Genomic DNA, 23,512 nt, shown 5'->3' on the forward strand with positions numbered 1-23,512 from the left:
TTATTCTAGCGCCTTCCGCACCCGCTCCGGCGTCATGGGCAGCTCCCTCAGGCGCACGCCCACGGCGTCGTGGATGGCGTTTGCGATGAGGGCGCCCATGACGATGATGGCGGGCTCGCCGCCGCCCTGGGCCACCAGCCTGGGGTTGGGGATCAGGATCGTCTCCACGGGCGGCACGTCGGAGAACCGCGGGATGTGGTAGGTGTCCAGGTTCACGTCCAGCACCTCGCCGTTGCGGAAGCGCACCTCCTCGTGCAGGGCGTAGCCCAGGCCCATGGTCACGCAGCCCTCCACCTGCTGGCGCGCCCCGGTGGGGTTGACCACCACGCCCATGTCCTGGGCCACGGTGACGCGCTTGACGGTCACGGCTCCGGTCCCGCGGTCCACGGCCACCTCGGCCATGGCCGCCACCACGGTGTTGCGGTGGATGGCGCAGGCCACGCCGAAGCCCCGGCCGCTGGGGGCGGGGGCCGGCTTCCAGCCGAAGGCCTTCGCCGCCTCCCCGAGGGCGGCCGCCAGGCGCGGGTCCCGGATGTGCGCGAGGCGGAACGCCAACGGATCGGCCTTGGCCAGGGCGGCCAGGGCATCCATGTGGGACTCCCGGGCGAAGACGTTGGTGTTGGAGGCGGGCGCGCGCCAGGCGCCGACCGCGAAGGGGTGCATGCCCGCGGGGTTGGTCCCGTACCAGCTTCCGGCGGCGCGGATGCGCTGGTGGGGGATGTCGTAGAAGGTGGGGGACTCCCCGTCGCCGGCGCCGATGACCAGGTGGTCCCAGAAGGGGATGCGTCCGGCCTTGTCCAGGCCGGAGCGCACCGTCACCACCGCGGCGGGGCGGAAGGTGTCCAGGTGGAATTCCTCCCGGCGGTCCCAGGCCACCATCACGGGGCAGCCCACGGCCCGGGCCAGGCGCGCGGCCTCCACGGCCTGGGGGCCCTCGGTCTTGCCGCCGAAGCCACCACCCACGAAGGGGGCGGCGATGTGCACGTCCTTGGCCGGCACGCCCAGGGCCTGGGCCACCTGCGACTTGACGATGAAGGGGGCCTGGGTGGAGGCCCGCACCGTCACGCGCCCCCCTTCCCAGCTGGCCACGGCGGCGTGGGGCTCGATGGCCGCGTGGGCGCCGTAGGCGTGGCGGTAGACGGCCTCGAGCGTCCGGGACCCGGCGGCCTCGCCGGCTTCCAGGGAGCCCTTGGCCGCGACGGTCTTGGGCGGGGGCGCGGCCTTGGAAAGGTGCTCGTAGAGGGTGGCGTTGTCCAGGGTGGAGGGCGATGGGAGGAAGGTGGCCTTCACGTGCCCAAGGGCCTCCCGGGCCAGGTCGGGCCGGGCGTGCAGCACCGCCACCAGGTCCCCGTCCCGCACCACCCGCACGCCGGGGAGCCGCTCGGCGGCCGACGTGTCCACCGAGGCCAGCCGGGCCCCGTGGGCCGGGGGCCGGAGCACGCAGGCGTGGAGCATGCCCGGCAGGATGAAGTCCGCGGCGTACGTGGCCGCGCCGGTGACCTTGCGCAGCCCGTCGAGGCGCCTGGCGTCCTTGCCCACGACCTTGAAGTCGGAAGCGGCCTTCACCTGGACCCCGCGCACGTGGCGCTCGATCCGCCCGCCGCCGGCCAGCTGGCCGTAGGTGACGCGGCGGGAGTGGTCGCCCGCCACGGACACCACCCCCTCATCCACCCGGAGGCGCTGCGGGGGCTCGCCCAGGCGCTCCGAGGCCAGCTGCACCAGGACGGCCCGGGCCTCGGCCGCCGCGGCGCGGAGCACGGGCCCGAACTGCCAGATGCTCAGGGACCCGAAGGTGCCGATGTCCCAGGGGCAGAGGTCCGTGTCGCCCAGGGTCATGTCCACGCGGTCCAGGGGCACGTCGAGCTCCTCGGCGGCCAGCTGGGCCAGGCTGGTCATGGTGCCCTGCCCCATCTCCACCTTGCCCACGAAGCAGCCCACGCGCCCATCGGGGCCGATGCGGAGGTAGGCGTTGAAGTCGGCGGGGTAGCCGGGAAGCTTGGCCGGCACCCGCTCCGGCTCCTGCCCGAACACCGGGAAGGAGATGAAGATCCCCGCCGCCCCGGCGGTCCTGAGGAAGTCCCGGCGCTTCATTTCCCACCTCCCGCGGCGGCCTGCTGGACGGCGTCCAGGATCCGGGCGTGGGTCCCGCAGCGGCAGAGGTTGCCCTCCATGGCCTGGGCGATCTGCTCCCGGGTCGGCTTCGGGTTCTTGCGCAGCAGGGCGCAGGCGTTGAGGATCATGCCGGGGGTGCAGAAGCCGCACTGGAAGGCGGTATGGGCCAGGAAGGCCTCCTGCAAGGGATGGAGCGCGCCGGAGGCCAGCCCCTCGATGGTGAGCACCTCCCTGCCGGCCACGGCCTCCAGGGGCGTGGAGCAGGACCGCACGGCCTCGCCGTCCACCAGCACCGTGCACGCGCCGCAGATGCCGGCCCCGCAGCCCACCTTGGTCCCCGTGAGGCCCAGGTCGCCGCGGATCACGTAGGCCAGCATCCGGGACCCGGCGGCGTCCACGGAGACCTTCTTCCCGTTGAGATTGAATGAGATCGCCATGGGACCTCCGCGAACCCATTATCCTCACCCACGCAAGGCGTGTATGGTGGAAACCTGACCACCCGGAGGCCCCCCCGTGAAAGCCCTGCCTTTCCTCCTCGCCCTCCCCCTGGCGGCCCAGGCCCCCCTGGGCCACTGGACCCTGGCCGGCGCCCCGGACGTACCGGCGATCATCGAGGCCGCCACGGCCCCCATGAACTTCGTGACCCGGCCCATCGCCCGGTCCCGGCTCCGCAAGACCAACCCGGTCTACCAGGCCATCCGCCTCGAGCGCACCCCGGGCGAATACGTCATCACCTACGACCTGCGGGCCCCCCAGCACATGCCGGCCAACGGCGCCGCGGTGCCCTGGAAGCGCGAGGACGGCGACAAGTTCCTCATTTCCGCCGCCGCCGACAAGGACGACCTGGTGCAGCGCTACAAGGCCGAGGACGGGGAGCGCACCAACGTCTTCCACCTGGATCCCGCCAGCCGGACGATGACCCTTACGGTCACGGTGACCAGCGCCAAGCTGCCCCGGCCCGTGGTCTACACCATCACCTACAAAGCCGCCTCCTAGCATGCTCCTGGAGGCCCGCGGGGTCGGCAAGCGCTACGACGCGCGCTGGGTCCTGAAGGACCTGGACCTGGCCGTGGAGCAGGGGGAGCGCGTGGCGCTCCTGGGCCCTTCCGGCTGCGGAAAGACCACCCTCCTGAACCTCCTGGGCGGCCTGGACCGCCCCGACGAGGGGCGCACCCTCTTCCGGGGCGAGGACCTGGCCGCGGCCTCCCCGGCGCGGCTGGCGAGGCTCCGCCGGGAATCCCTGGGCACGGTCTTCCAGTTCTTCCACCTGGTGCCCACCCTCACGGCGCGGGAGAACGTGGAACTGCCCCTCCAGCTCCTGGGATGGGCCCGGCCCGCAGTGGAGGACCGGGTGGCAAGCCTCATGGAGGCCGTGGGACTGGGGGACCGGGCCTCGGCCTGGCCCCGGGAGATGTCGGGCGGGGAGATGCAGCGGGTGGCCGTGGCCCGCGCCCTGGCCGCCAGGCCCGCGCTCCTGCTGGCCGACGAGCCCACCGGCAACCTGGACAGCGGCACCGGGGAGCGCGTCCTGGACCTGCTGGCCGCCCTCACGGAGCGGGAGGGCGCGGCCCTGGTCATGGTGACGCACTCGGACGCCGCGGCTTCCATGTGCCACCGGGTGGTGCGCATGAAGGACGGCCGCATCCTGGACCCCGCGACGTGACGGGCCTCCACGCCCGCCTCGTGTGGCGCCCCCTGCGCCTGGAGGCGGGCCGGGCCTTCCTGGCCGTGCTGGCCGTGTCCCTGGGCGTGTCGGTGTTCCTGGCCATCCGCCTCGCCAACCGCGCCGCGGTGGCCAGCTTCGAGGGGTTCGCCCAGGGCGTGGGCACCGGCGCGGAATACACGGTGAAGGCCCCCTTCGGGCCCCTGCCCGAGGCCGGGCTCCGCGCGCTGGAGCCCCTGCGGGACGCCGTGTGGATCCGCCCAGTGCTGGAGGGGAGCTTCTGCCTCACCGGCCCCCGGGGACCGGAGACCTTCCAGATCCTGGCCACGGACCTGGTGGGCCTGGGCGGCGGCGGAGGGCGCCTGGAGGAGGGCCTCCTGGATCCCGGATCCGTGCTGGCGTCCAGGGCCCTGGAGGCGGGGCCGGAACTGGCGGGGTTCGTGGACGGTCGCCCCGCGACGCTTCGCGTGGCGGGCCGGATTCCCGAGGTGCCCGAGCGCCCTCCGGTGCAGCGCAACCTCCTGGTGATGGACCTGCCCGCCGCCCAGGTCCTCCTGCGCAGGCCGGGGCAGCTGGACCGCCTGGACCTGGGGTTCCTCCCCGGGAGGACCGCCACCGCCGCCCGCATCGCCGCGGCCCTGCCCCCGGGGTGGACGCTGGAGGCCGCCGAACAGCGCGCCAGCAGCGCCCGGGCCATGAGCGGAGCCTTCCGCATGAACCTCACGGTGCTCTCCCTCATCGCCCTGGCGGTGGGAGCCTACCTGCTCTTCCAGGCCTTCGACGCCGCGGTCAACCGCCGGCGGGAGACCTGGGCCCTCCTGCAGGCCCTGGGCTGCCCCCGGGGACGCATCCTGGGGTTCGTCCTGGCGGAGGCGGCCATCCTGGGCGGCCTCGGCAGCCTCCTGGGCATCGGCCTGGGCTGGGCCGGGGCCCAGGGGGCGGTGCGTTTCGTGGCCCGCACCATGGAGGCGCTGTACGGGTCGGCTTCCGCCCGCCATGCGGCCCTGGGCGCCCAGGAGGCGGCGGCCGCCTTCGTCCTGGGGATCCTCACCTGCCTCCTGGCGGCGTGGGTCCCGGCCCGGCGCGCCGCGGCCACGCCGCCGGTGCAGCTCCTGGCGCGGGGCGCCGCGGCGCGCCCCATGCGCTGGAAGGCCCTGTCCCTTTCGGGCCTGCTGATCCTGGGAGCCGGGCTTGCCGCCGCCTTCCTGCCGCGCCTGGCCCAGGGCACCCTCTGGCACGCCTACCTGGGTTCGGCCCTGGTGCTTTTCGGCGGCAGCCTCGCGACCCTGGCCCTCCTGCCGCTCATCGCCCTTCCGGGGCGCGGCGCGCGCGCCTGGGGCCTGAGGCTGGCTCTGCGGCCCCTGGCCCATCCCACCGGGCGCCACGGGTTCGCGGCGGCCGCCCTCGCAGTGGCGGTGGGCATGACCGTGGGCATGGGGGTGATGGTGCGCAGCTTCGAGGCCACCGTGGAAGGCTGGGTCGGCGACAGCCTCCGGGCGGACCTCTACGTGGCGCCCCTGGGCTCCGGCGGCGCGGGATCCCGCCACCGCATCCCCCCGGCCGAGGCCGAGGCCCTCCAGGCCGACCCGGACGTGGCGGCCATGGACCGCTACCAGGCCGTGCCCTTCACCTTCCGCGGCCAGATCACCACCCTCGCCACCGGCGACTTCCAGGTGCTGGGCACGCGGGGGCGCCTGCCCATGATCCACGGCGGCCCCAGCGCGGCCGTGCTCTCCCGCATCCACCGCGACGGCCTGGGCGATCCCGGGGCCGTGGCCAGCGAGACCTTCTCCCGGCGCTTCGGGGCGCGTGTGGGCGACGTGCTGCAGCTGGCCCCCGGACGCGTCGCCACGCTGCGGGGCATCTACGGGGACTACGGCAACGAGCGCGGAAGCCTCATCCTGGACCGCCCCGTCTTCCTGGCCTGGGTGGGGGATGACCGGGCCGCGAGCCTGGCGCTGTACCTGCGACCCGGGGCGGGCGCGGAGGAGGCGGCGCGGCGCCTGGCCGCGGCCCACCCGGGCCTCCTGGTGCGTTCCAACGCCGCCCTGCGGACCCAGGTGGAGCGCATCTTCCACCAGACCTTCGCCATCACCTATGCCCTGGAGGTCATCGGGCTCGCGGTGGCCCTGGCGGGTCTCCTGCAATCCCTGGCCGGCCTCGCCCTGGCGCGCCGGGGCGACATCTGGACCCTGCGGGCCCTGGGGGCCGGCGACGCCGCCGTCGCGGCGGTGCTGCTGGGGGAGGGCTGCGGCGTGGCCCTGGCGGGGTGCCTGGGCGGCCTGGGGCTGGGGCTCCTCCTGTCGCGGATCCTGGTGCAGGTGCTCAACCCCCAGGCGTTCGGGTGGACCCTGGCCTACCACCTGCCGTGGGCCTTCCTGGGCGGGCTCATGGGCCTGTGCCTGCTCTTCGCGGCGGCGGCGCAGCTGCCCGTGGCGCGCTGGGCGGCGCGGCTCCCCGCGGACCGCCAGGCCGAGGAGGGCGCCTCGTGAAGCTGGCCGCCCTGGTCCTTTCCGCCCTCCTCGCCGCGCAGCCTTTCCAGCCGGCCCTCCCCGGCCGCGTCTTCCGGTTCCCCCGGGACCACGGTTCCCATCCGGCCTTCGCCACGGAGTGGTGGTACTTCACGGGCAACCTGTGGAGCGCCGACGGCGCCAGGCGCTACGGCTACCAGCTCACGTTCTTCCGGGAGGCCCTGCCCGCGGGGGCCTGGCGGGGCAGCGGGGCCTGGCGCACCGACCAGATCCACCTGGCCCACGCCGCCCTCACCGACGTGTCCAGGGGCGCCTTCCGCTTCGACGAGCGCCTGAACCGCGAGGGCATCCCGGCCTCCGCCGCCGAGGGCCGCCTGGACCTGCGCAACGCCTCGTGGACGGCCCGCATGGAGGGCGGCACCATCCGCCTGGCCTTCACCGTGGGGGACGCGGACCTGGCCCTGGACCTGGAGGCGCCGGGGCCCCCGGTGGTGTTCGGCGAGGACGGCGTCGTGCGCAAGGGCGACGATCCCGCCGCCGCCAGCCACTACGTCACCTTCCCGCGCCTGGCGACCCGGGGGAGCCTCAAGGGCCCCGTTTCCGAGACGCTCCACGGCACCTCCTGGATGGACCACGAGTTCAGCTCCAGCCAGCTCTCCCGGGGCCAGGTGGGCTGGGACTGGGCCGGGATCCAGCTGCGGGACGGCCGCAGCCTCATGATGTACCGGCTGCGCCGGGACGACGGTTCCCAGGATCCCTGGTCCCTGGTCTCGGAGGTGGACGCCTCGGGCCGGCTCCGGCGCGCCACCCGGAGCTTCCGCCTCCTGGGCGGCGCCTGGCGTAGCCCCGCCTCCGGCGCCACCTACCCCCTCCCCCTGCGCCTGGAGGCCTTCGGCGAGACCTGGACCCTGGCGCCGCTGGTGCCCGCCCAGGAGCTCCGCACCCGCCAGGGCACGCGGATCACCTACTGGGAAGGGGCCTGCCGGGTGCTGGACGCCCGGGGCGTGGAGGCCGGGGACGCCTACGTGGAACTCACCGGGTACGCCCATTCCATGGCGGGCCGATTCTAGTCACACTCTCTGGTGTACCCGGGAGGTGGCCGTGAAGATCGCGATCATGGGCGGAAGTCTCCGGAAGGAATCCCTCAACCTCAAACTCCTGGGCCACCTGGCCCGCAGCATCATGGCCCTGGGCCCCAAGGTGCGCATCGCCTCGGGGCACGAGCTCCGCATCCCCCTCTACGACGCCGACGCCCCGCCGCCCCCCGAGGCCGTGGCCCTGCACGCCCTGATCGCCGACGCCCAGGGGCTCGTCATCGTCTCGCCGGAATACAACGCCGGCATCCCCGCCCACCTCAAGAACGCCGTGGACTGGGCCTCCACCATGACCCCCACGCCCTTCAGGGGGCTGCCGGTGCTGCTGGCGTCGGCCTCCCCCGGCGCCTTCGGGGGCGCCCGGGCCCAGATGCAGTGGCGGGCGACGCTGGCCAACCTGGGCGCCATGGCCCTGCCCGCGGGGATCACCGTGCCCCTGGCGGACCGGAACCTGGACGCCGACGGCGTTCCCCAGGACCCCAGGACCGCCGCGGACGTGCAGAAGGCCCTGGCGGCCTTCCTGGACCTTACCTCGAAGCTCGGGGCGCGGCCCTGAGGCTCGGCTCCAGCACCTTCCACACGTTGTCGGCCACCTTCCGAGCCCCGGCGGGGTTGGGGTGGATGCCGTCGTCCTGGTTGAGTTCGGGCCGCAGGGCCACGCCTTCCAGCAGGAAGGGAAGGAAGGGCACCCGGTAGGCCTTGGCCAGGCGCGGGAAGATGTCCGCGAAGGCCCGCTGGTAGGCGCGGCCGTAGTTGTCGGGCACCATGGCCCCGGCCAGCACCACGCGGGTGCCCTCCGCCCGGGCCCGGTCCAGGATGGCCCGGAGGTTGCGCTCCATCTCCGCGGGGGGCAGGCCGCGCAGGCCGTCGTTGGAGCCGATGCACACGAACAGGAGGTCCACCTTGCTCCGGTAGATCCAGTCCAGGCGGGCCCGGGCGCCGGCGGAGGTGTCCCCGCTCACCCCTGCGTTCACCACCTTCCAGTCCAGGCCGGCCTTGCGCAGGCGGGCCTCGATCAGGCTCGGGAAGGCCTGGGACCGGTCCAGGCCCAGGCCCGCCGTGAGGCTGTCCCCCAGGAAGACCAGCGTCGGCTGGGCATGGATGGGGGCCGCCAGGGCGGCCAGGGCGGCCAGGTGCGGGAAGCAGCGCATGGGGGCCATTGTACCGGTTAATCTTGACCGATGATCGAGCTCTCCGGCCTCACCAAGACCTTCACGGCCCCCGGCGGCGAACGGCTCACCGTCCTGGAGGACCTCCACTTCCAGCTTCCCGCGGGCGGCTCCCTGGCGGTCCAGGGCCCCAGCGGCAGCGGGAAGAGCACCCTGCTGGCCATCCTTGCGGGCCTGGAGCGGCCCACCTCCGGGGAGGTGCGGGTGGCGGGAAGGCGCATCGACCACCTGGGCGAACGGGAGCTGTCGGCCTTCCGGGCCCGGAACCTGGGCTTCGTCTTCCAGGCCTTTCACCTCCTGCCCCACTTCTCGGCCCTGCAGAACGTCTGCATCGGCGCCGAGATCGCAGGTCTGGCCTATCCCCAGGCCCGGGCCCGGGAGGCCCTGGACCGGGTGGGCCTGGCCGAGCGCATGGGCCACCTGCCCGGCCAGCTCAGCGGCGGCGAGTGCCAGCGGGTGGCCATCGCCCGCGCCATGGTGGCCCGCCCCCCCATCCTGCTCTGCGACGAGCCCACGGGCTCCCTGGACCCCCGCAACGCCGGCCACGTGTTCGACCTGATCATGGACCTGCACCGGGACCTGGGCACCACCCTGGTGATGGTGACCCACGATCCGCACCTCGCGGAACGGCTGGCCACCCGGCTGATCCTCGAACGGGGCCGCATGGCGGACCCGGCGGTGCGGCCTTGACCGGGTTCGTGCTGCGCAGCGCCCTGCGGGAGCTGCGCAACCAGAAGGGCCGGCTCCTGCTCATCGCCCTCTGCATCGCCGCGGGCTTCGCGGCCTTCTTCGCGACGTACGGGTTCTCGGACCGGGTGCTGCGGGGCATCGCCTCGGAATCCAGGTCCATGCTGGGCGCGGACCTGGTGGTCACCGCCCGGGGCGCCATGCCCGGGGAGGCCCTGCAGCGGGCCGGGGCCCTGGGCGGGCAACGCAGCCTGGTGAGCGACTTTCCCACCATGACGTCCACGGGACCGGCGGCGGACACGGTCTCCCGCCTGGTGGAGGTGCGGACCATCGAGGCGGGCTACCCGCTGGCGGGCCGCCTGGCGGTGGAGCCACCCCGGGAAGGCGGGGAGCCGTGGGGCGTGCTGGTGGATCCGGGCCTCGCCCAGGCCTGGGGCCTGCGCCCGGCCGCGCCCGGCATGGCCGGGGAGCAGCTCCTGGAGCAGCGGCGCGGGCTGCGCCTGGGTGACGGCGTGGTGCCCGTCCAGGGCATCGTCGGCCAGGACGACACGCGCCAGGCGTCCGCCTTCGCCCTGGGGCCGCGACTCTACCTGGGCGCGGCCACCGCCCGGCGGGTGGGACTTCTTTCGCCCCGGGCCCGCTTCACCTCGCGCCTGCTCCTGAACCTGGAACCCGGGACCTCCCCGGCCCGGGCTGCCGAGCGCCTGCGGGCCACCCTGCCCCGGGGCCTGCGGGTCCAGACCCACGAGGAGGCGGCCACCGCCCTGGCCCAGCCCATCCGGAACACCAACCTCTTCATCCGCCAGCTGGGCCTGTTCACCCTGCTCCTCTCCTGCCTGGGGGCCTGGGCCATCCTCGCCGCCTACCTCAAGGGCCGCGAACGGGACGCCGCCATCCTCCGGTGCCTGGGGGCCCCGCCCGGCGCGCCCGCGGCGATCTTCGCGCTCATCGCTGCGGTCCTGGTGGCGCTCGCCCTGGGGCTGGGCCTGGCCGCCGGATCCGCCGCGGGGCGGATCCTGCCCGGCCTCCTGGGCGACCTCATCCCCCAGGCCATCCGCCAGGGCCAGGCGCCCGCCCTGCCCGTGGCCGAAACGGCGGCGGCCGTGCTCATGCTGGTCCTGGTGACCCTGCCGACCCTCGCGCGGCTGGCTCGGGTCAGTCCCCTGCTCCTCCTGCGGGAGGGGCCGGAGTCCCGGGAAGGCCGGGCCCTCGCCCTGGCCTGCGGCGCGGGCGCGGGAAGCCTAGCCTGTGCGCTGGTCGTGCTGAACGCCCCCTCCCTTCGGGTGGGGTTCGCCACCGCGGCGGGCATGGCGGTTCTCTTCGGGGTCCTGCTCGCCGGCTTCCGCCTGCTGCTTTTCCTCTACCGGCGCGGCGCCGCCACCCTCCCGTTGCCCCTCAAGCTGGCCCTGGGCCAGATGGGCGCGCGGCCCGCCCTGGGTTCGCTGCTCATGGCCGTCATCGGGCTGTCCGTCTTCCTCGTCCTCGCCACGCAGTTCGTGAAGGACGACCTGGTGCGGCCCCTGGCCAGCCGGAAGGGGGACGGGAAGCGGGCCAACCTCTTCTTCGTGGACGTGCAGCGGGACCAGGTGGACGCCATGCGCGGCCTGGCCCGCACCGCCAGCGGCTTCGAGCCCATGGAGGCCCCCATGGTGCGCGCGCGGCTCACCGCCATCGCCGGCCATCCCGTGGCGGATGGGGGTGGCGAGGCCCGCTCCATGCAGCGCCGGGAGCAGAACCTCACCTGGCGTTCCCGCCTCCGGGAATCCGAGACCGTCACCCAGGGGGCCTTCTGGCCGGACGACACCCAGCCCGGGGCCGGCCCCCGGGACGAGGTGAGCCTGGAGGAGGGCTTCGCCCGGCAGATCGGCGCGAAGGTGGGGGACGAACTGGTCTTCGACGTGGCCGGCACGGAGGTGCGCGGTCGGGTCACCAGCCTGCGGCACGTGGTGTGGCAGAGCTTCCAGATCAACTTCTTCATCGTGGTCCACCCGTCCCTTCTGCGGGGCGCCCCCGCCGTGTGGATCATGGCCGCGGAGGTGGACCGCGCCCCGGCCCGGGCCGCGCTGCAGAACGAGGCGGCCCGGCGCTTTCCCAACATCAGCACCATCGACGTGGGCGAGATCGTGGAACGGGTGGGCAAGGTCCTGGACCTGGTGGGCCTGGTGACCCGGGCCCTTTCGGGCCTCATGCTCGCTTCCGCGCTGCTGGTGCTGGCCGCCAGCCTCCTGGCCGGCCGCCTGGGCCGCCAGCGGGACCTCGCCCTCCTGCGCACCCTGGGGGCAAGCCACGGCACGCTCCTGGCCAGCCTGGCCTGGGAATTCCTGATCCTGGGTGGCAGCGCGGCCCTGAGCGCCGGAGTCCTGGCCTGGTGGCTGGCCCGGGCCTACAGCGCGCGGGTTCTCCAACTGGACGTGGCGCCCGACCCCATCACCGCCCTGCCCCTGGTGCTGGTGGCCGCGGCGCTCACCGCCGCCGTGGGCCTGGCCGGCAGCTACCGGGCCCTGCAGGCCAAGCCCATGGACGTGCTGCGGGGCGACTGATCGCCCGTTCGGAAGGAACGGCCTTCGGTTTTCCCGTCCGGTTCCCGGATCAGGCTTCGTCCGCCGAGGGGCCGTACAGGGACGGCACCGGCACGTTCAGCATGCGCAGGTAGACCGTGGCCTGGGCCCGGTGATGGATCGCGTGGTTCAGCACGAACCCCCGGAGGACCGCGATGCGGGGCATGGCGAAAAGCACCTTGCCCTCGGCCTTCCCGCTCCAGGTCACCTGGAAATCCGCGTCGGTGGCCTTGGCAAGGGCCTTGGAGGCCCGCTCCTTGCCGGCGTCCAGGGTGCCGAGCAGACCCTCCACGGTGGTGCTGGGCTTGGGCATGAGGGCCCGGGTCTCCGGCGCCGCGAAATCCAGTTCCGTGCGGGACAGGGTGCTGTCCACCCACCCGGGGATGGACGCCAGATGGTTGGCCAACTCGCCGAGGGTCATGGACTTCGGGTGGGGGCGGTAATCCAGGTGCTCCACGGGGATCCGCTCGAGCACCCGGCGCACGCCGGCGATCTCATGTTCAAACTCAGGGAGGAGGGCTTGGGCGATGGACATCGGTTCTCCTTGTTAGAACATCAATGTAGCGCAAAAAAAGCGAAACGCAAGCGCCGCCGAAGAAAATTTCCCCTCCCCGCCTCACAGGCCCAGCGCCTTGATCTTCTGGTAAAGCGTGCTCCTGGGAATGTCCAGGCGCCGGGCCGCCACCTCCACCCGGCCCCCCTCCTCGTTCAGCACCTGGAGGATGAGCACCTTCTCCATCTCCTTGAGCGTCATCCGGGAGGAAAGGGCGCCGGCGCCGGCCCGGGGGCTGGAAGCGAAGTCCAGGTCCACGGACTCGATGAGGAGCGTCCGGGCCCCCAGCAGGGCCCGCTCCAGGACGTTGCGCAGCTCCCGGATGTTGCCGGGCCAGCCGTGGCGCTGGAGCACGCCCAGGGCCTCGCGGCTGAGCCGGACGGGCTCGCGGCCCCACTCCTCGGTGATCCGGCCCAGGAGGTTCTGGGCCAGGTCCGGGATGTCCTCTGCGCGTTCGGACAGGGGGGGCACGGTGATCTGGATGGCGCTGACCCGGTAGAACAGGTCGGCCCGGAAGAGCCGCTCCTGCACCAGGGCCTCCAGGTTCCGGTGGGTGGCGCCGATGAGCCGGAAGTCCACCTTCCGGTCGTGCACCTCGCCCAGCCTCCGGAAGCGCTTCTCCTCCAGGGCCTTCAACAGCTTGGGCTGGATCTGCAGGTCCATGTCGCCCAGCTCGTCCAGGAAGACCGTGCCGCGGTTGGCGGCCTCCAGCAGGCCCACCTTGGCGGCCACGGCCCCCGTGAAGGCGCCCTTCTCGTGCCCGAAGAGCTCGGTGTCCAGGAACTCCCGCGTGAACCCCCCGCAGTTGAGCTCCAGCAGGGGCTCCAGGCCCCGGGAACTGTGGCGGTGCAGCCACCGGGCCAGCTCGCTCTTGCCCGTGCCCGTGTCGCCCTGGATGAGGATGGGACTCTCCGCCGCCGCGGCCCGGGCCGCCTGTTCCTCCAGCCTGCGGATGGCCCCGCTGCTGCCCAGGAAGAGGTCCAGGGCGCGCTGGGGCTTGTCGCGGGTGTCGGTGGCCACCTTGTTGCGGCGGTTGCGCTGGTTCTCCAGGACCCGCTCCAGCACCACCTGCAGGGCCCCCAGGTCCACGGGCTTGACCAGGAACTGCTCCGCCCCCAATTGGATGGCCCGCACCGCCAGTTCGATGCTGCCCTGGGCGGTGACGAGGATGATGGGCACGCTGGCGTCGATCGCCTTGAGGCGGGGCAGCAGGTCCAGCGCGTTGCCGTCGGGAAGGGCGTAGTCCAGGGTCACCGCGTCGTACACGTCCTTGCGGTAGCGGGTTTCCGCCTCCCGGCAGGTGGCGGCCTCGTCCACGGTGAACCCGCGGAACTCCAGGAAATCGCGCAGGGCGAAGCGCACCGCGCCTTCGTCGTCCACCACGAGGATCTTCGGCTTGGACATGGGGCCTCAGAGGCTGGGAAGGGTGAAGGCGATGCGGAGCGCGCCGCCGGGACCCGGGGCCGCGGAGAGGGCGCCGCCATGGGCCTCCAGCACCCGGCGGGCCACGGGAAGGGCCAGGCGCCCCATGCCGGAGCCCCGGAAGTAGAAAGGTTCGAAGATCCGCCCCGGGTCCAGGTCCCCGGCCCCGGGACCGTCCACGTGGCCCGCGGCCCCGGGCCCCGCCTCCAGGACCACGGGCAGGCCCGGGCCCTGCCCCAGGGCCCAGCGCAGGAGGGACACGAAGGCCCCGCGGAGGCCCGCGCCATCGGCCAGGACCTGCACCGGCGGCCCCGTCCACGCCAGCCGGAGCTCCCGTCCGAGGTCCCGGGCGAAGGGCTGGCACGTGGCCACCGCCTCGCCCAGCACCTGGGCCAGCGGCAAGGGCGCCAGGACCGCAGGGACCGTCTCCCCGAAGGCGTTGAGCTCGTCGATGAACCCCGCGAGCCGCTCCAGCTGGGTGCGCAGGGCGCCGGCGTAGCGGCGGGCCTCCTCCCGGTCCGCGAAGCGCGCCTCGAAGGCGTCCAGCACCGCCGAGAACCCGAAGGCCGCGTTGCGCAGTTCATGCACCAGGCCGGGCACGAAGGAGGCGCTCGCGGGGCCCCGGGAGCGGGCCCGCCGCTCCGTGCGCGCCTGGGCCCGGGACGCCATGCCCTCCAGGAGCCGCCCGGCCCGGTCCAGTCCCTCCCGGTGCCTAGGCTCCAGGGGGCCGTCCACCCGCAACAGGCCCCAGGCCCGGCGCCCGGGCCCCAGGAGCCAGCGCCCCCCGCGGCCGGGCTCCCCGGGCACCGCCTCCGGCGCCTCCAGCACCTCCAGGCGCGCCGGGGCGCCGCAGAAGGCCGCCACGGCCTCCACCACCTGGTCCACCTCCGCGGGGTCGCAGAACCCCATCCCGCGGAGGCGTTCCGCACGGACGGCAGGGGTGGGGGCAAAGCGGTCCAAGGGGCACCTCGGCGGGGCCCATGGTAACCGCCCGTGCCACCCTAAATGAAGAAATGAATTATATTAGCAGCTACTTCAGCCTCTCCAGCACCGAGTCGCTGCGGTGCGAGACCGACGTGAGGTTCTGGTTCACGTGGTTGATTTCCTGGGTGAGGTTGCGCACCGCCTCCACCGACTTGCCCAGGTGGTCGGCCACCACCGTGAACCCCCGGCCGTGCACCCCGGCCTTGGAGGCCTCGATGCTCGCGTTCAGGGCCAGCATCTGCATGTTGGACATGATGGAATTGATGCGGCTCACGATGCTGTTGCTGGCGTCCAGGCTGGAGGCGATGTCGTCCTTGATGGTCGAAACCACCTGGGAGATGTCCTCGCGGGTCTGGGCCGCGTTTTCCGCCAGGACCTCCACCATCATCCGGCTGGTGAGGGACGTGAGGAACATGGTGGTCGTGCCCCGCAGCCGCGCGCGGATGCGGGTCTCCAGGTCGGCGTCCCCGCTGGAGTCGAAGAGGAAGCCGGGCAGGTCGCCGCGGGTGGCCTCCTCGTCGTCGTGGAAGACGCGGATGCCCCGCTGCCGGGCCTCCGCGATGGCCGGCGCGGAAGGGTTGGGGTCCACCACGAAGACCACCTTCCCCACGGAGCTGTTGCCGAAGAACTTCAGCAGCCCGAGGCCGCCCCGCCCTCCCCCGATGATCCCGATGGTGAAGACCTGCTTGCCGAACCATTCGCTCACGATGGGCACCTGTCTGTTGGATACTCCCCATGGTCCCACACTTCGCCGCCCGTGTCGGCCCCGGAACTTGACGGGCGGCGTCCCCGGCCGGGACCATGGACCGTGGAGGAACCCATGGAGCCGATCACGCTCACCGCTTCCCGGGGCCGCGTCGCCCTGCGGATGACCTGTGTGGCCATGGGCCGGGACCTGGCGGTGAGCCTCGCCGGGGGCGACCGGGAGCACATCGGCGCCGTGGCCCTGGGCCTGCCCAGGCCCAAGGGGGACGGGGCGACCACCTCGGTGCTGGCGGTGCTGGGCCACCGGGAGGACGACCTCGCCCGCAGCCTCGCCACCCGGCTTGCCTCGCGCCTGGGCGTGGCGGTGTGTGTGGCCTGCGGCATCCACGTGGACGGCATCAGCCGGGAGGAGCTCGCCGTCGTGCTGGAGCTGTCGGGGGACCTGGCCGACCGCCTGGCCTCCCAGGTGGAAGGGTAGACATCCGGGCCCATTGCCGGGAGGATGATCCAACCGGATCACCAGTAGAAGGGGGCGTTCCATGCGAATCCAGTGGGGCGGGCAGTTCGCCACCGGGCACGCCCTGGTGGACCACCAGCACGAGGCCCTATTCGACGCCATCAACGCGTTCGACAGCGCCCTGGAGGCGGGCCTGGCCCCCCAGCGCATGGACGAGATGCTCGCCTTCCTGGAACACTACGCCCGGGAGCACTTCGTCACCGAGGAATTCCTGATGGTGCGCGCGGACTTCCCCCCCCGCGCCGACCACCGCCTCGAGCACGAACGGCTCCTCCTGCGGGTCAAGTTCATCCGGGAGCTGCGCGACCAGGACCCGTCCCTGGTGCCCCCGGAGGGCCTGGGCAAGTTCCTCGGCGAATGGCTCACCAGCCACATCCTCACCTGGGACCTGGCGTTCTTCAGGTTCCTGGGCGAGCACCCCGTGGAGCCTTAGGAGGCTGTCCACGTATTCCTCGGCCCCGCGATGATGGCACCGGCCATGGCAAGACAAGGCACGCGAGGAGAGCGATTCGGGTAATCGTTCGACGAGCGTAACGCGGGATTGCCGTGGCCGCTGCCATCACCCGAAGGGCGGCGCCTGGAAGCCCGCTTCTCGTGTGCAAGCCCCTTGAAAATATGACCCATATTTCCTGCGGGTCTTGCGCTCGATAATCGGGCTTCCAGGCGCCGTCGCGGGGCCGAGTAATACGTGGACAGCCTCCTAGTACGCGTTCGCCGCGAGGCCCTTTCGCACGAGTTCCTTCGCCGCCTCCCGCACCGTGGCGTCGGGCTCCCGGGCCTCGCCGGTGGCCTCCAGGACGCTGGCGGCGGCATCGGCGCACTGGAAGGCCGCGAGGCTCCGCAGCGCGGCGATGCGGACCCGGGCGTCGGGTTCGCGGGTGGCGTCGGCCACCCGGCGGAGCCTGAGCGCGAAGGCCCGGTTGCGCAGGTCGCAGACGTTCTTCACGGCCAGGGCCGCGGCTTCCCGCACGGCGGGGGATTCCTCGAGCAGGAAGCTGGCCCGGTCCAGGATCAGGCCCGAGGCCAGGCCGCTGGTGGTTCCCATACCCGCGATCTCCTCGATGGCCCGGATGCGGTCGGCGTCGCTGGAAGTCGACCCGGAGCCCAGGACCGCCGAGAGCTCCACGAGCCGTTCGTTCACCGTGCGCGCGGGGGGCGCCGCGGCCCACGCCGCCGTGGCGGCCAGAACGCACAACGTCCACGCTCCCGCTCTCATCCGGCCCCCCCGAGACTATAGCACTCCCTGCTAGGCTGGGCAGGATGACCCCCACGACCTTCACCTTCCACCCCATCGGCACGCTGCGTTCGCCCCACCGGCAGCGCATCGACGCCCCCCACCAGGCCACGGTCGAAGGCGGCGTGGCCGGCCAGGCCACCCTCGAACTGGATCCGGGGCTGCCCGAGGAGACCCTCCGCGACCTGGAGGGGTTCGCCTACGTCTGGGTGATCTTCGCATTCCACAAGAGCGAGGGCTGGGCCCCCACCGTGAAGCCCCCCCGGGGGCCCCGGGTCAAGCGGGGCGTGTTCGCCACCCGGTCCCCCCACCGTCCCAACGCCATCGGGCTCTCGGCCGTGGAACTGCGCGGCGTGGAGGGCCGAACCCTGCTCCTGGGGGACGTCGACCTTCTGGACGGCACGCCGGTCCTGGACATCAAGCCCTACGTTCCCTACGCCGACGCCTTCCCGGATGCCCGGGCCGGCTGGATCGACGCGGTGGACGAGGCCACGGGCCTCCGTTCAGTTCCCGGCCTCAGGCGCCCCCGGGAGCCCCGGGAGGGCTGAGTACATCGCCTCGATCTCCGCCCGGAAGGCCTGCTCGATGTACTTGCGCCGGAGCTTGAGGGTGGGCGTGAGCTCGCCCAGGTCCATGGAGAAGGGCCTCGAAAGCAGGGTGAACTTCTTCACCTGCTCGTACTTCGCCAGGCCCTTCTGCAGCTCCAGGATCCGGCTTTCGAAAAAGGCGGTCACCTTGCTGTCCCGGAGCAGTTCCGCGGGGCTCCGGTACGTCACCCCGACGCTCCGGGCGTATTCCTCCAGGCGGTCGAAATACGGCACGATGAGGGCCGAGACGAAGTTCCGCGAATCGGCGATGATGGCCACCTGCTCGATGAAGGCGTCCTTGGCCAGGGTCCCTTCCACCTTCTGGGGCGCGACGTACTGGCCGTTGGAGGTCTTCATCAGCTCCTTGATGCGCTCCGTGAAGATCAGGTTGCCCTCGGCGTCCATGCCGCCCGCGTCACCGGTGCGCAGGAAGCCGTCCTCGGTCATCACCTTGGCGGTCTCCTCGGGACGCTTGTAGTAGCCGCGCATCACGGTGGGCCCCTTGACCTGGATCTCGTTCTCCTCGCCCAGGCGCACCTCCAGGCCCTCCAGGGGCCGGCCGATGGTGCCGATGGGCATGGGACCGTCCTCCCAGCAGGAGACGGTGGCGCAGGTCTCGGAGAGGCCGTAGCCGTACTTGAGCCTGAGGCCCACGGCCTGGAAGAAGAGGTTCACGTCGTCCGCGAGGCTGGCGCCGGCCACCGGCAGGAACCGGCAGCGGCCCCCGAACAGGTTGCGGATCTTGCGCAGCACCAGGAGGTCGGCCACCCGGTGGCGGAGCCCCAGCCAGAGCCCGGGACCCTTCCCCTCGATGCGGAGCCGCACCACGCGCAGGCCGATGCCCATGGCCCACTCGAACAGCGCGGAGGTGGGCCACCCGGCCTTGGCCATGCGGGCCTGGATGCCGGCGTAGGCCTTCTCGTAGACCCGGGGCACCGAGCACATCAGGGTCGGGCGGACCACGCCGATGGCCGCCACCACGGTCTGGGGATCCCGGAGGTACACCACCTCGGCGCCCCGGTACAGCAGGTACGCGGTCCAGGCCCGCTCGAAGATGTGGCACAGGGGCAGCATGCACAGCGAGACGTCCTCGGGCCCCACCTTGAGCCGCAGGTCGTGGAGGCGCATGGCCGCGGCGATATTGGCCTGGTCCAGCATCACGCCCTTGGGGACCCCGGTGGTGCCGGAGGTGTACACCAGGGTGAAGAGGTCCTCCATGCGGAAGGACGCCACGCGGGCCTCCAGCTCCACCGCCGTGGCCGGGTCGTCGCCCAGGTCCATGAGCGCCTTGAGGGTGAGCGCCTGGGGGCAGCCCCGCAGGTCGACCGACGCGTCCAGGGCCACCAGATGCGCGATCTCGCCCTGGGCCAGGAGCTCGATCCCCAGGTCCACCTGGGGCTGTTCCCCGGCGAACAGGATCCGGATGCCCGCGTCCCGGAGGATGAAGGTCGCCTGGTCCAGGTTGCTGGTGGGGTAGAGCGGCACGGGAACGCCCCTGGCGGCCAGGATGCCCAGGTCCGAAAGGGTCCATTCCGGCATGTTCCTACCGCAAAGGCCCACCATCTCGCCGGGCTTGTGCCCGAGCTTCACGAGGCCCCGGGCGATCCCGTCCATGCGCGCGCCCAGCTCGGCCCACGTGACCGTGGGGCCTTCGCCGTGGGTCCTGAGGGCCACCTTCTCCCCGCGCACCGGGGCCTGCTCCCGAAGGAAACGAACCAGATGGACATCCTGCCGCAATGAAGACTCCAATTGAAATGCCCCGGAGACGGTCGGTGCTCCAGGGCAGAACTCCGATTATATCGGAAAGCGCATCAAGGTTAACGGTTTTGCTGGGTTCGCAGGGCAATTCCTGCCGGCCCCTTGCCGGTCAGAACCGGAACACCGCCGAGGAAAGGGGCGCAAGCGTCACCGTGGCTCCGCTGACCGTCACGGTGGAGGACGCGGTAATGGCCGTGACCCCCGCCGAGTCCCCGTCCACCAGCAGCGTCGCGCCCGCGAGGCTCGCGTCGGCGGTGAAGGACTGGGGCGAGGTGTCGGCGTTGTGGAAGACGTAGTAGGTCCCCGTGAGGTCGGTGGACACGGCCTTGTACCCGAAGGCCAGGACCGTCGTGGAGCCGCCGGCGGGGGGGATGGAGGTGAGGTTGGGCGCCAGGTAGGCGTCGGGAAGCCGGAAGGCGTTCGTGCGCTTGCGCAGGGCGATGAGGCCCTGGGTGTAGGCGTAGAGCTTGTACCCGTTCTGGGAGACGGCGTAGTTGGCGAAGCCTCCGGTGATGGGGTCGCCCGCGTAAACGTTGGACCAGGCCACCATGTTCACGGCGTCCGAGGCGTTGTAGGAGTTGTCCACGAAGGTGCGGGTGGTGCTCGACTTGGTGTTCGGGGCGCCCTTGCCGGCCGTCGTCTCCTTGGTGCGGAACATCTCGTCCCCGGCGTGGAGGAAGGCGATGCCCTGGGAGGTGAGCAGGGTCGCGTAGCCCACCTTGGCCCGCTGCAGGATGACGTCGTCCTGGGTCTTGGCGGCATTGGTGGCGCAGACCAGCACGTCGTAGAAGCAGAGGTTGTCGTGGCAGGTGAGGTAGTTCACCACGTTGTTGGTGGAAGGCGCCGTGAAGTTGGTGGGCTTGCCGGAGACGTTGGCGAACAGCCCCGCCAGGGACTGGCCGGTGCCCGTGAGGAAGGCGGAGGCGCCGTCGGTGGGGTAGCCGTTCTTGAAGATCTGGCGGTAGGCGTCGGAGAACATGCCGATGTTCTTCCCGGCGAAGGCGGCCGCATGGGTCTGGTCCGCGCCGGCGATGGCATCACCGTTGTAGTCGGTGGCGGCCCCGGAATAGAACCCGGTCCAGCCCTCGCCCACGAAGAGGGTCTTGGGGTTGGCCGCGGCCGCCTCGGCGTAGGCGTCCTGGATGGTCACCGTGTCCATCACCCCCATGAGGTCGAAGCGGAAGCCGTCCACATGGTAGGTGTTCACCCAGTGCTTCACCGAATCCACGATGAGCTTGCGCACCATCTTGTGCTCGGACATGACGTCCTGGCTGCCGGCGCCGTTCCTGCTGGTGGTGCGGTAGTAGTAGTTGGTGCCCGAGAGGTCGCCCAGGACCGAGCTGTTGGCGGTGTGGTTGTAGACCACGTCGAGGATCACGCCCATGCCGGCCTTGTGGATCTCGTTGACCAGCGTCTTGAGCTCGTTGATGCGGGCCGCGGGGGTGGAGGGGCTGGCCGAGTACATGCCCGAAGGGGTGAAGTAGTTCTGGGGGTCGTAGCCCCAGTTGTAGTTGGCGCCGCTGGTCTTGGCGGGGTCGAGCTCCCGGGTGCCGATGGCGGTCTGGTCGTAGTTGTAGTTCTGCAGGGGGCACAGCAGCTGCACGTGGGTGACGCCCAGCTTCTGGATGTGGGGGAGCATGTCCACCAGCCCCTTGAAGGTGCCCCAGGTGTGCCCCGCGGCGAACCCGGTGAGGACGGGGTCCACGGTGAGATCCCGCACCCCGGCCTCGTAGATGATGGCGTCCCGGGCCGAGGCGTAGGCGTAGGGGGCGGCGGCGCCGTCGGCGGCCTTCATGGCCGAGCCGTCGAAGTAGCCGGAGGATCCGGAATAGGGCGCCCAGTCCCCGTCGGGGCCGGTGGCCGCGGGGTCGAGGATGGCGCCCTTGCCCTTGGTGTCGCCGGCGATGGAGGCGGTGCCCGTGTGCACCCACTGGGCCATGGACGGGGCGTAGGCGTCCAGGACGTAGGTGCCGGCAACGTTGTACACGTAGTAGGGCTGGGCCGGGATGGGAATGGGGCCGCTGGTCCACACGGCGTGGGCGCCCTTGGTGAGGTTCACCGTGGCGGCCGGGGATCCCAGGGAATCGTTCCAGTTGGCGTAGAGGTTCACCGACACCGAGGAGGCGGTGGGGTTCCAGTAGTTGAAAGTGACGCTCGTTCCGCTCACCCGGGCACCCAGGTCGGTGCTGGGGATCTTGTGGTAATTGGCATCCGGCAGCGGCGACTGGGCGCTGTCGCCGTCGATGGTGGGACCGGGCGCGGCCAGGGTCGCGCCGCCCCCGCCGCCGCCGCAGCCGGTCCAGGCCAGGGCCGAGGCCGCCGCCAAAACGAAGAACAGGTTCCTGGCCAAGGCAGCCTCCTATGCGTCTAGCGGCGCGTGTACATCCGGGCGTAGTACTCGTCCAGCATCCGCTTGACCCCGAAGGCCTCCCGGGTGTCCTGGATGGAACGGACCATCATGTCGACCCACCGGTCCCGGTGGCCGTAGTAGGTGGGCAGCACCTCCTCGGCCAGGACCTTCCGGAAGGCCTTGAAGTCGTGGGCGTCGAGGACGGCGTCCTTGGCGCTCTCGAAACCGTCCCCGAACTGCCACCCGTTCTTCCCGTGGTCGCAGGCTTCCGGCCACCAGCCGTCGAGGATGGAGAGGTTGAGCACGCCGTTCTGGGCGGCCTTCATGCCCGAGGTGCCCGAAGCCTCCTTGGGGCGCCGCGGGTTGTTGAGCCAGACGTCCGATCCGCGCGTGAGCAGGGCGCCGATCTCCATGTCGTAGTTCTCCAGGAAGACCACCCGCCCGGGGTACAGCCGCGTCATCTCCAGGATGTCCTCCACGATGACCTTCCCGTTGTCGTCCAGGGGATGGGCCTTGCCGGAGAAGACGATCTGCACCTTGCCGCTCTTGAGCAGGGGCTCGATGAAGGCGCGGTCGGTGAAGATGAAGTTGGAGCGCTTGTAGGGCGCGGCGCGCCGGGAGAAGCCGATGAGGAGGGCGTCGGGATCCAGCTTCACGCCGTTTCTCGCCTCCACGAAGGCGATGAGCCGGCCCTTGTTCTCCATGTGGCGGTGCCAGAGGGCGTCCTTCTTCCCCTTGGCGGCCAGTTCCAGCATCTTGGGGTCCACCCAGGTGCCCTGGTGGATGGCGTTGGTGATGCCGATGATCTCGCAGCGGTCCTTGACGCCCTTCCACATCGCGTTGGCGGTGACCCGGTGGAGCTCGGCCACGGCATTGGCGATGCGGCTCATGCGGAGGGCCCCTACGGTCATGTTGAAGGGTGAGCCCCCCAACTGCTTGAGCTGGGCCCGCGTCAGGCCCAGGTTGGCGCCCAGGTACATGAACCGCTCGATGGGATGGGACTCGTTGCCCTGGACGATGGGCGTGTGGGTGGTGAAGACCACCTCCTCCCGGGTGCGGGCCAGGGCATCCTTGAAAGCGGCGCCCCGGGCCATGCGCCGGCGGATGAGCTCGAAACCGGCGAACAGCGCGTGGCCCTCGTTGAAGTGGTAGACGTCGGGCTTGATCTTGAGGGCCTGCAGGGCCCGTACGCCGCCGATGCCCAGCACCATCTCCTGGGCCACCCGCTCCTCGCCGAACCAGCCGTAGAGCTGGCCCGTGATCCAACGGGCCTCGCCGTCGTTGGCCTCCAGGTCCGTGTCCAGCAGGTACAGGGAGTCCACCCCGTAGGAGGTGACCTTCCAGACCTTGACGTGCACGGGCCGGCCCTTGATCTCGACCTTGACGGTGACCCCGGTGTCCTCCAGGAAGCCGTGGTCGCCGGTGCGGAAGGCGTCGAAGACCTTGCCGGTGGCCGGATCCACGTGCTGCTCGCCGTAGCCCTGCTTCCAGCGGATGCCGATGCCCACCATGGGGAAGCCGTGGTCCTTGACGCCCTTGAAATAGTCGCCCGCGAGGATGCCCAGGCCGCCCGAATAGATCTTGAAGGAGCTCTCCAGGGCGTATTCCATGCAGAAATAGGCGACCTGAGGTAGTTTCGAAGCCATCG

The 23,512-nt window shown here is 71.8% G+C and carries 21 protein-coding genes; 10 read left to right on the forward strand and 11 right to left on the reverse strand.

The features are described 5' to 3' along the window. Complete coding sequence (locus ACZ5LB_RS09625; protein ID WP_464605978.1) at positions 1-2,091, reverse strand: xanthine dehydrogenase family protein molybdopterin-binding subunit; 2,091 nt, start codon at positions 2,089-2,091, stop codon at positions 1-3. Beyond that, entirely contained in the window at positions 2,088-2,549 is a 462-nt protein-coding gene (locus ACZ5LB_RS09630) for a (2Fe-2S)-binding protein (protein ID WP_464605979.1), read from the reverse strand. The genes ACZ5LB_RS09625 and ACZ5LB_RS09630 overlap by 4 nt, the downstream gene beginning before the upstream one ends. A 76-nt stretch (positions 2,550-2,625) precedes the next feature. Between ACZ5LB_RS09630 and ACZ5LB_RS09635 the strand changes: the two genes are divergently transcribed. From ACZ5LB_RS09635 to ACZ5LB_RS09655, 5 genes are read left to right on the forward strand one after another with little or no spacing between them, the layout of a single operon-like run. Next, entirely contained in the window at positions 2,626-3,108 is a 483-nt protein-coding gene (locus tag ACZ5LB_RS09635; RefSeq protein ID WP_464605980.1) for a hypothetical protein, read from the forward strand. A 1-nt stretch (position 3,109) separates the two neighbouring features. After that, entirely contained in the window at positions 3,110-3,775 is a 666-nt protein-coding gene (locus ACZ5LB_RS09640) for an ABC transporter ATP-binding protein (protein ID WP_464605981.1), read from the forward strand. Beyond that, a complete protein-coding gene (locus ACZ5LB_RS09645; protein ID WP_464605982.1) occupies positions 3,772-6,267 on the forward strand; it encodes an FtsX-like permease family protein in 2,496 nt (831 codons plus the stop codon). The genes ACZ5LB_RS09640 and ACZ5LB_RS09645 overlap by 4 nt, the downstream gene beginning before the upstream one ends. Beyond that, entirely contained in the window at positions 6,264-7,316 is a 1,053-nt protein-coding gene (locus tag ACZ5LB_RS09650) for a lipocalin-like domain-containing protein (protein WP_464605983.1), read from the forward strand. The genes ACZ5LB_RS09645 and ACZ5LB_RS09650 overlap by 4 nt, the downstream gene beginning before the upstream one ends. A gap of 31 nt (positions 7,317-7,347) precedes the next feature. After that, positions 7,348-7,896 carry an NADPH-dependent FMN reductase gene (locus tag ACZ5LB_RS09655; RefSeq protein WP_464605984.1) on the forward strand — a complete coding sequence of 183 codons (549 nt, stop codon included), beginning with the start codon at positions 7,348-7,350 and terminating at the stop codon, positions 7,894-7,896. Here ACZ5LB_RS09655 and ACZ5LB_RS09660 read toward each other — a convergent pair. Then, positions 7,868-8,491 carry an arylesterase gene (locus ACZ5LB_RS09660; RefSeq protein ID WP_464605985.1) on the reverse strand — a complete coding sequence of 208 codons (624 nt, stop codon included), beginning with the start codon at positions 8,489-8,491 and terminating at the stop codon, positions 7,868-7,870. The genes ACZ5LB_RS09655 and ACZ5LB_RS09660 overlap by 29 nt on opposite strands. 30 nt (positions 8,492-8,521) lie before the next feature. Here ACZ5LB_RS09660 and ACZ5LB_RS09665 point away from each other — a divergent pair, with 30 nt between their 5' ends. Both ACZ5LB_RS09665 and ACZ5LB_RS09670 read left to right on the forward strand, forming a co-directional pair. Beyond that, positions 8,522-9,199, forward strand: a complete 678-nt coding sequence (locus ACZ5LB_RS09665; protein WP_464605986.1) for an ABC transporter ATP-binding protein — start codon at positions 8,522-8,524, stop codon at positions 9,197-9,199. Continuing rightward, on the forward strand, positions 9,196-11,736 hold the full coding sequence (locus tag ACZ5LB_RS09670) for an ABC transporter permease (RefSeq protein ID WP_464605987.1): 2,541 nt from the start codon (positions 9,196-9,198) through the stop codon (positions 11,734-11,736). The genes ACZ5LB_RS09665 and ACZ5LB_RS09670 overlap by 4 nt, the downstream gene beginning before the upstream one ends. A 49-nt stretch (positions 11,737-11,785) precedes the next feature. Here ACZ5LB_RS09670 and ACZ5LB_RS09675 read toward each other — a convergent pair whose 3' ends face one another. The 4 genes from ACZ5LB_RS09675 to ACZ5LB_RS09690 all read right to left on the reverse strand — a co-directional run bounded on the left by ACZ5LB_RS09675 (position 11,786) and on the right by ACZ5LB_RS09690 (position 15,419). Then, entirely contained in the window at positions 11,786-12,289 is a 504-nt protein-coding gene (locus ACZ5LB_RS09675) for a DinB family protein (protein WP_464605988.1), read from the reverse strand. An 81-nt stretch (positions 12,290-12,370) separates the two neighbouring features. After that, on the reverse strand, positions 12,371-13,711 hold the full coding sequence (locus tag ACZ5LB_RS09680) for a sigma-54-dependent transcriptional regulator (protein WP_464605989.1): 1,341 nt from the start codon (positions 13,709-13,711) through the stop codon (positions 12,371-12,373). Between the two features lie 6 nt (positions 13,712-13,717). Then, the gene (locus tag ACZ5LB_RS09685; protein WP_464605990.1) at positions 13,718-14,689 is read right to left on the reverse strand and encodes a sensor histidine kinase; all 972 of its coding nucleotides are present in this window, start codon (positions 14,687-14,689) and stop codon (positions 13,718-13,720) included. A 70-nt stretch (positions 14,690-14,759) separates the two neighbouring features. Further along, positions 14,760-15,419: a methyl-accepting chemotaxis protein gene (locus tag ACZ5LB_RS09690; protein ID WP_464605991.1), complete on the reverse strand. Its 660-nt coding sequence runs from the start codon at positions 15,417-15,419 to the stop codon at positions 14,760-14,762. Positions 15,420-15,533: 114 nt separating this feature from the next. Between ACZ5LB_RS09690 and ACZ5LB_RS09695 the strand changes: the two genes are divergently transcribed. Beyond that, the gene (locus ACZ5LB_RS09695; protein ID WP_464605992.1) at positions 15,534-15,896 is read left to right on the forward strand and encodes a proteasome assembly chaperone 4 family protein; all 363 of its coding nucleotides are present in this window, start codon (positions 15,534-15,536) and stop codon (positions 15,894-15,896) included. A 61-nt stretch (positions 15,897-15,957) separates the two neighbouring features. Continuing rightward, positions 15,958-16,368, forward strand: coding sequence for a bacteriohemerythrin (locus ACZ5LB_RS09700; protein WP_464605993.1), 411 nt, complete (start codon positions 15,958-15,960; stop codon positions 16,366-16,368). Between the two features lie 267 nt (positions 16,369-16,635). On the opposite strand, the gene ACZ5LB_RS09705 is transcribed toward ACZ5LB_RS09700, so the two are convergent. Next, positions 16,636-17,151 carry a hypothetical protein gene (locus tag ACZ5LB_RS09705; RefSeq protein WP_464605994.1) on the reverse strand — a complete coding sequence of 172 codons (516 nt, stop codon included), beginning with the start codon at positions 17,149-17,151 and terminating at the stop codon, positions 16,636-16,638. Positions 17,152-17,195: 44 nt separating this feature from the next. Here ACZ5LB_RS09705 and tsaA point away from each other — a divergent pair, with 44 nt between their 5' ends. Further along, the gene (gene tsaA, locus ACZ5LB_RS09710) at positions 17,196-17,717 is read left to right on the forward strand and encodes a tRNA (N6-threonylcarbamoyladenosine(37)-N6)-methyltransferase TrmO (RefSeq protein WP_464605995.1); all 522 of its coding nucleotides are present in this window, start codon (positions 17,196-17,198) and stop codon (positions 17,715-17,717) included. On the opposite strand, the gene ACZ5LB_RS09715 is transcribed toward tsaA, so the two are convergent. From ACZ5LB_RS09715 to glgP, 3 genes are all read right to left on the reverse strand, one after another. Next, complete coding sequence (locus tag ACZ5LB_RS09715) at positions 17,673-19,493, reverse strand: AMP-dependent synthetase/ligase (protein WP_464605996.1); 1,821 nt, start codon at positions 19,491-19,493, stop codon at positions 17,673-17,675. The genes tsaA and ACZ5LB_RS09715 overlap by 45 nt on opposite strands. Before the next feature lie 130 nt (positions 19,494-19,623). After that, positions 19,624-21,864: an alpha-amylase family glycosyl hydrolase gene (locus ACZ5LB_RS09720; protein ID WP_464605997.1), complete on the reverse strand. Its 2,241-nt coding sequence runs from the start codon at positions 21,862-21,864 to the stop codon at positions 19,624-19,626. 17 nt (positions 21,865-21,881) lie between these two features. After that, a complete protein-coding gene (gene glgP, locus ACZ5LB_RS09725; RefSeq protein ID WP_464605998.1) occupies positions 21,882-23,510 on the reverse strand; it encodes an alpha-glucan family phosphorylase in 1,629 nt (542 codons plus the stop codon). Between the last annotated feature and the right edge of the window lie 2 nt (positions 23,511-23,512).

It is taken from the genome of Mesoterricola sp. MK458, from assembly GCF_055384935.1.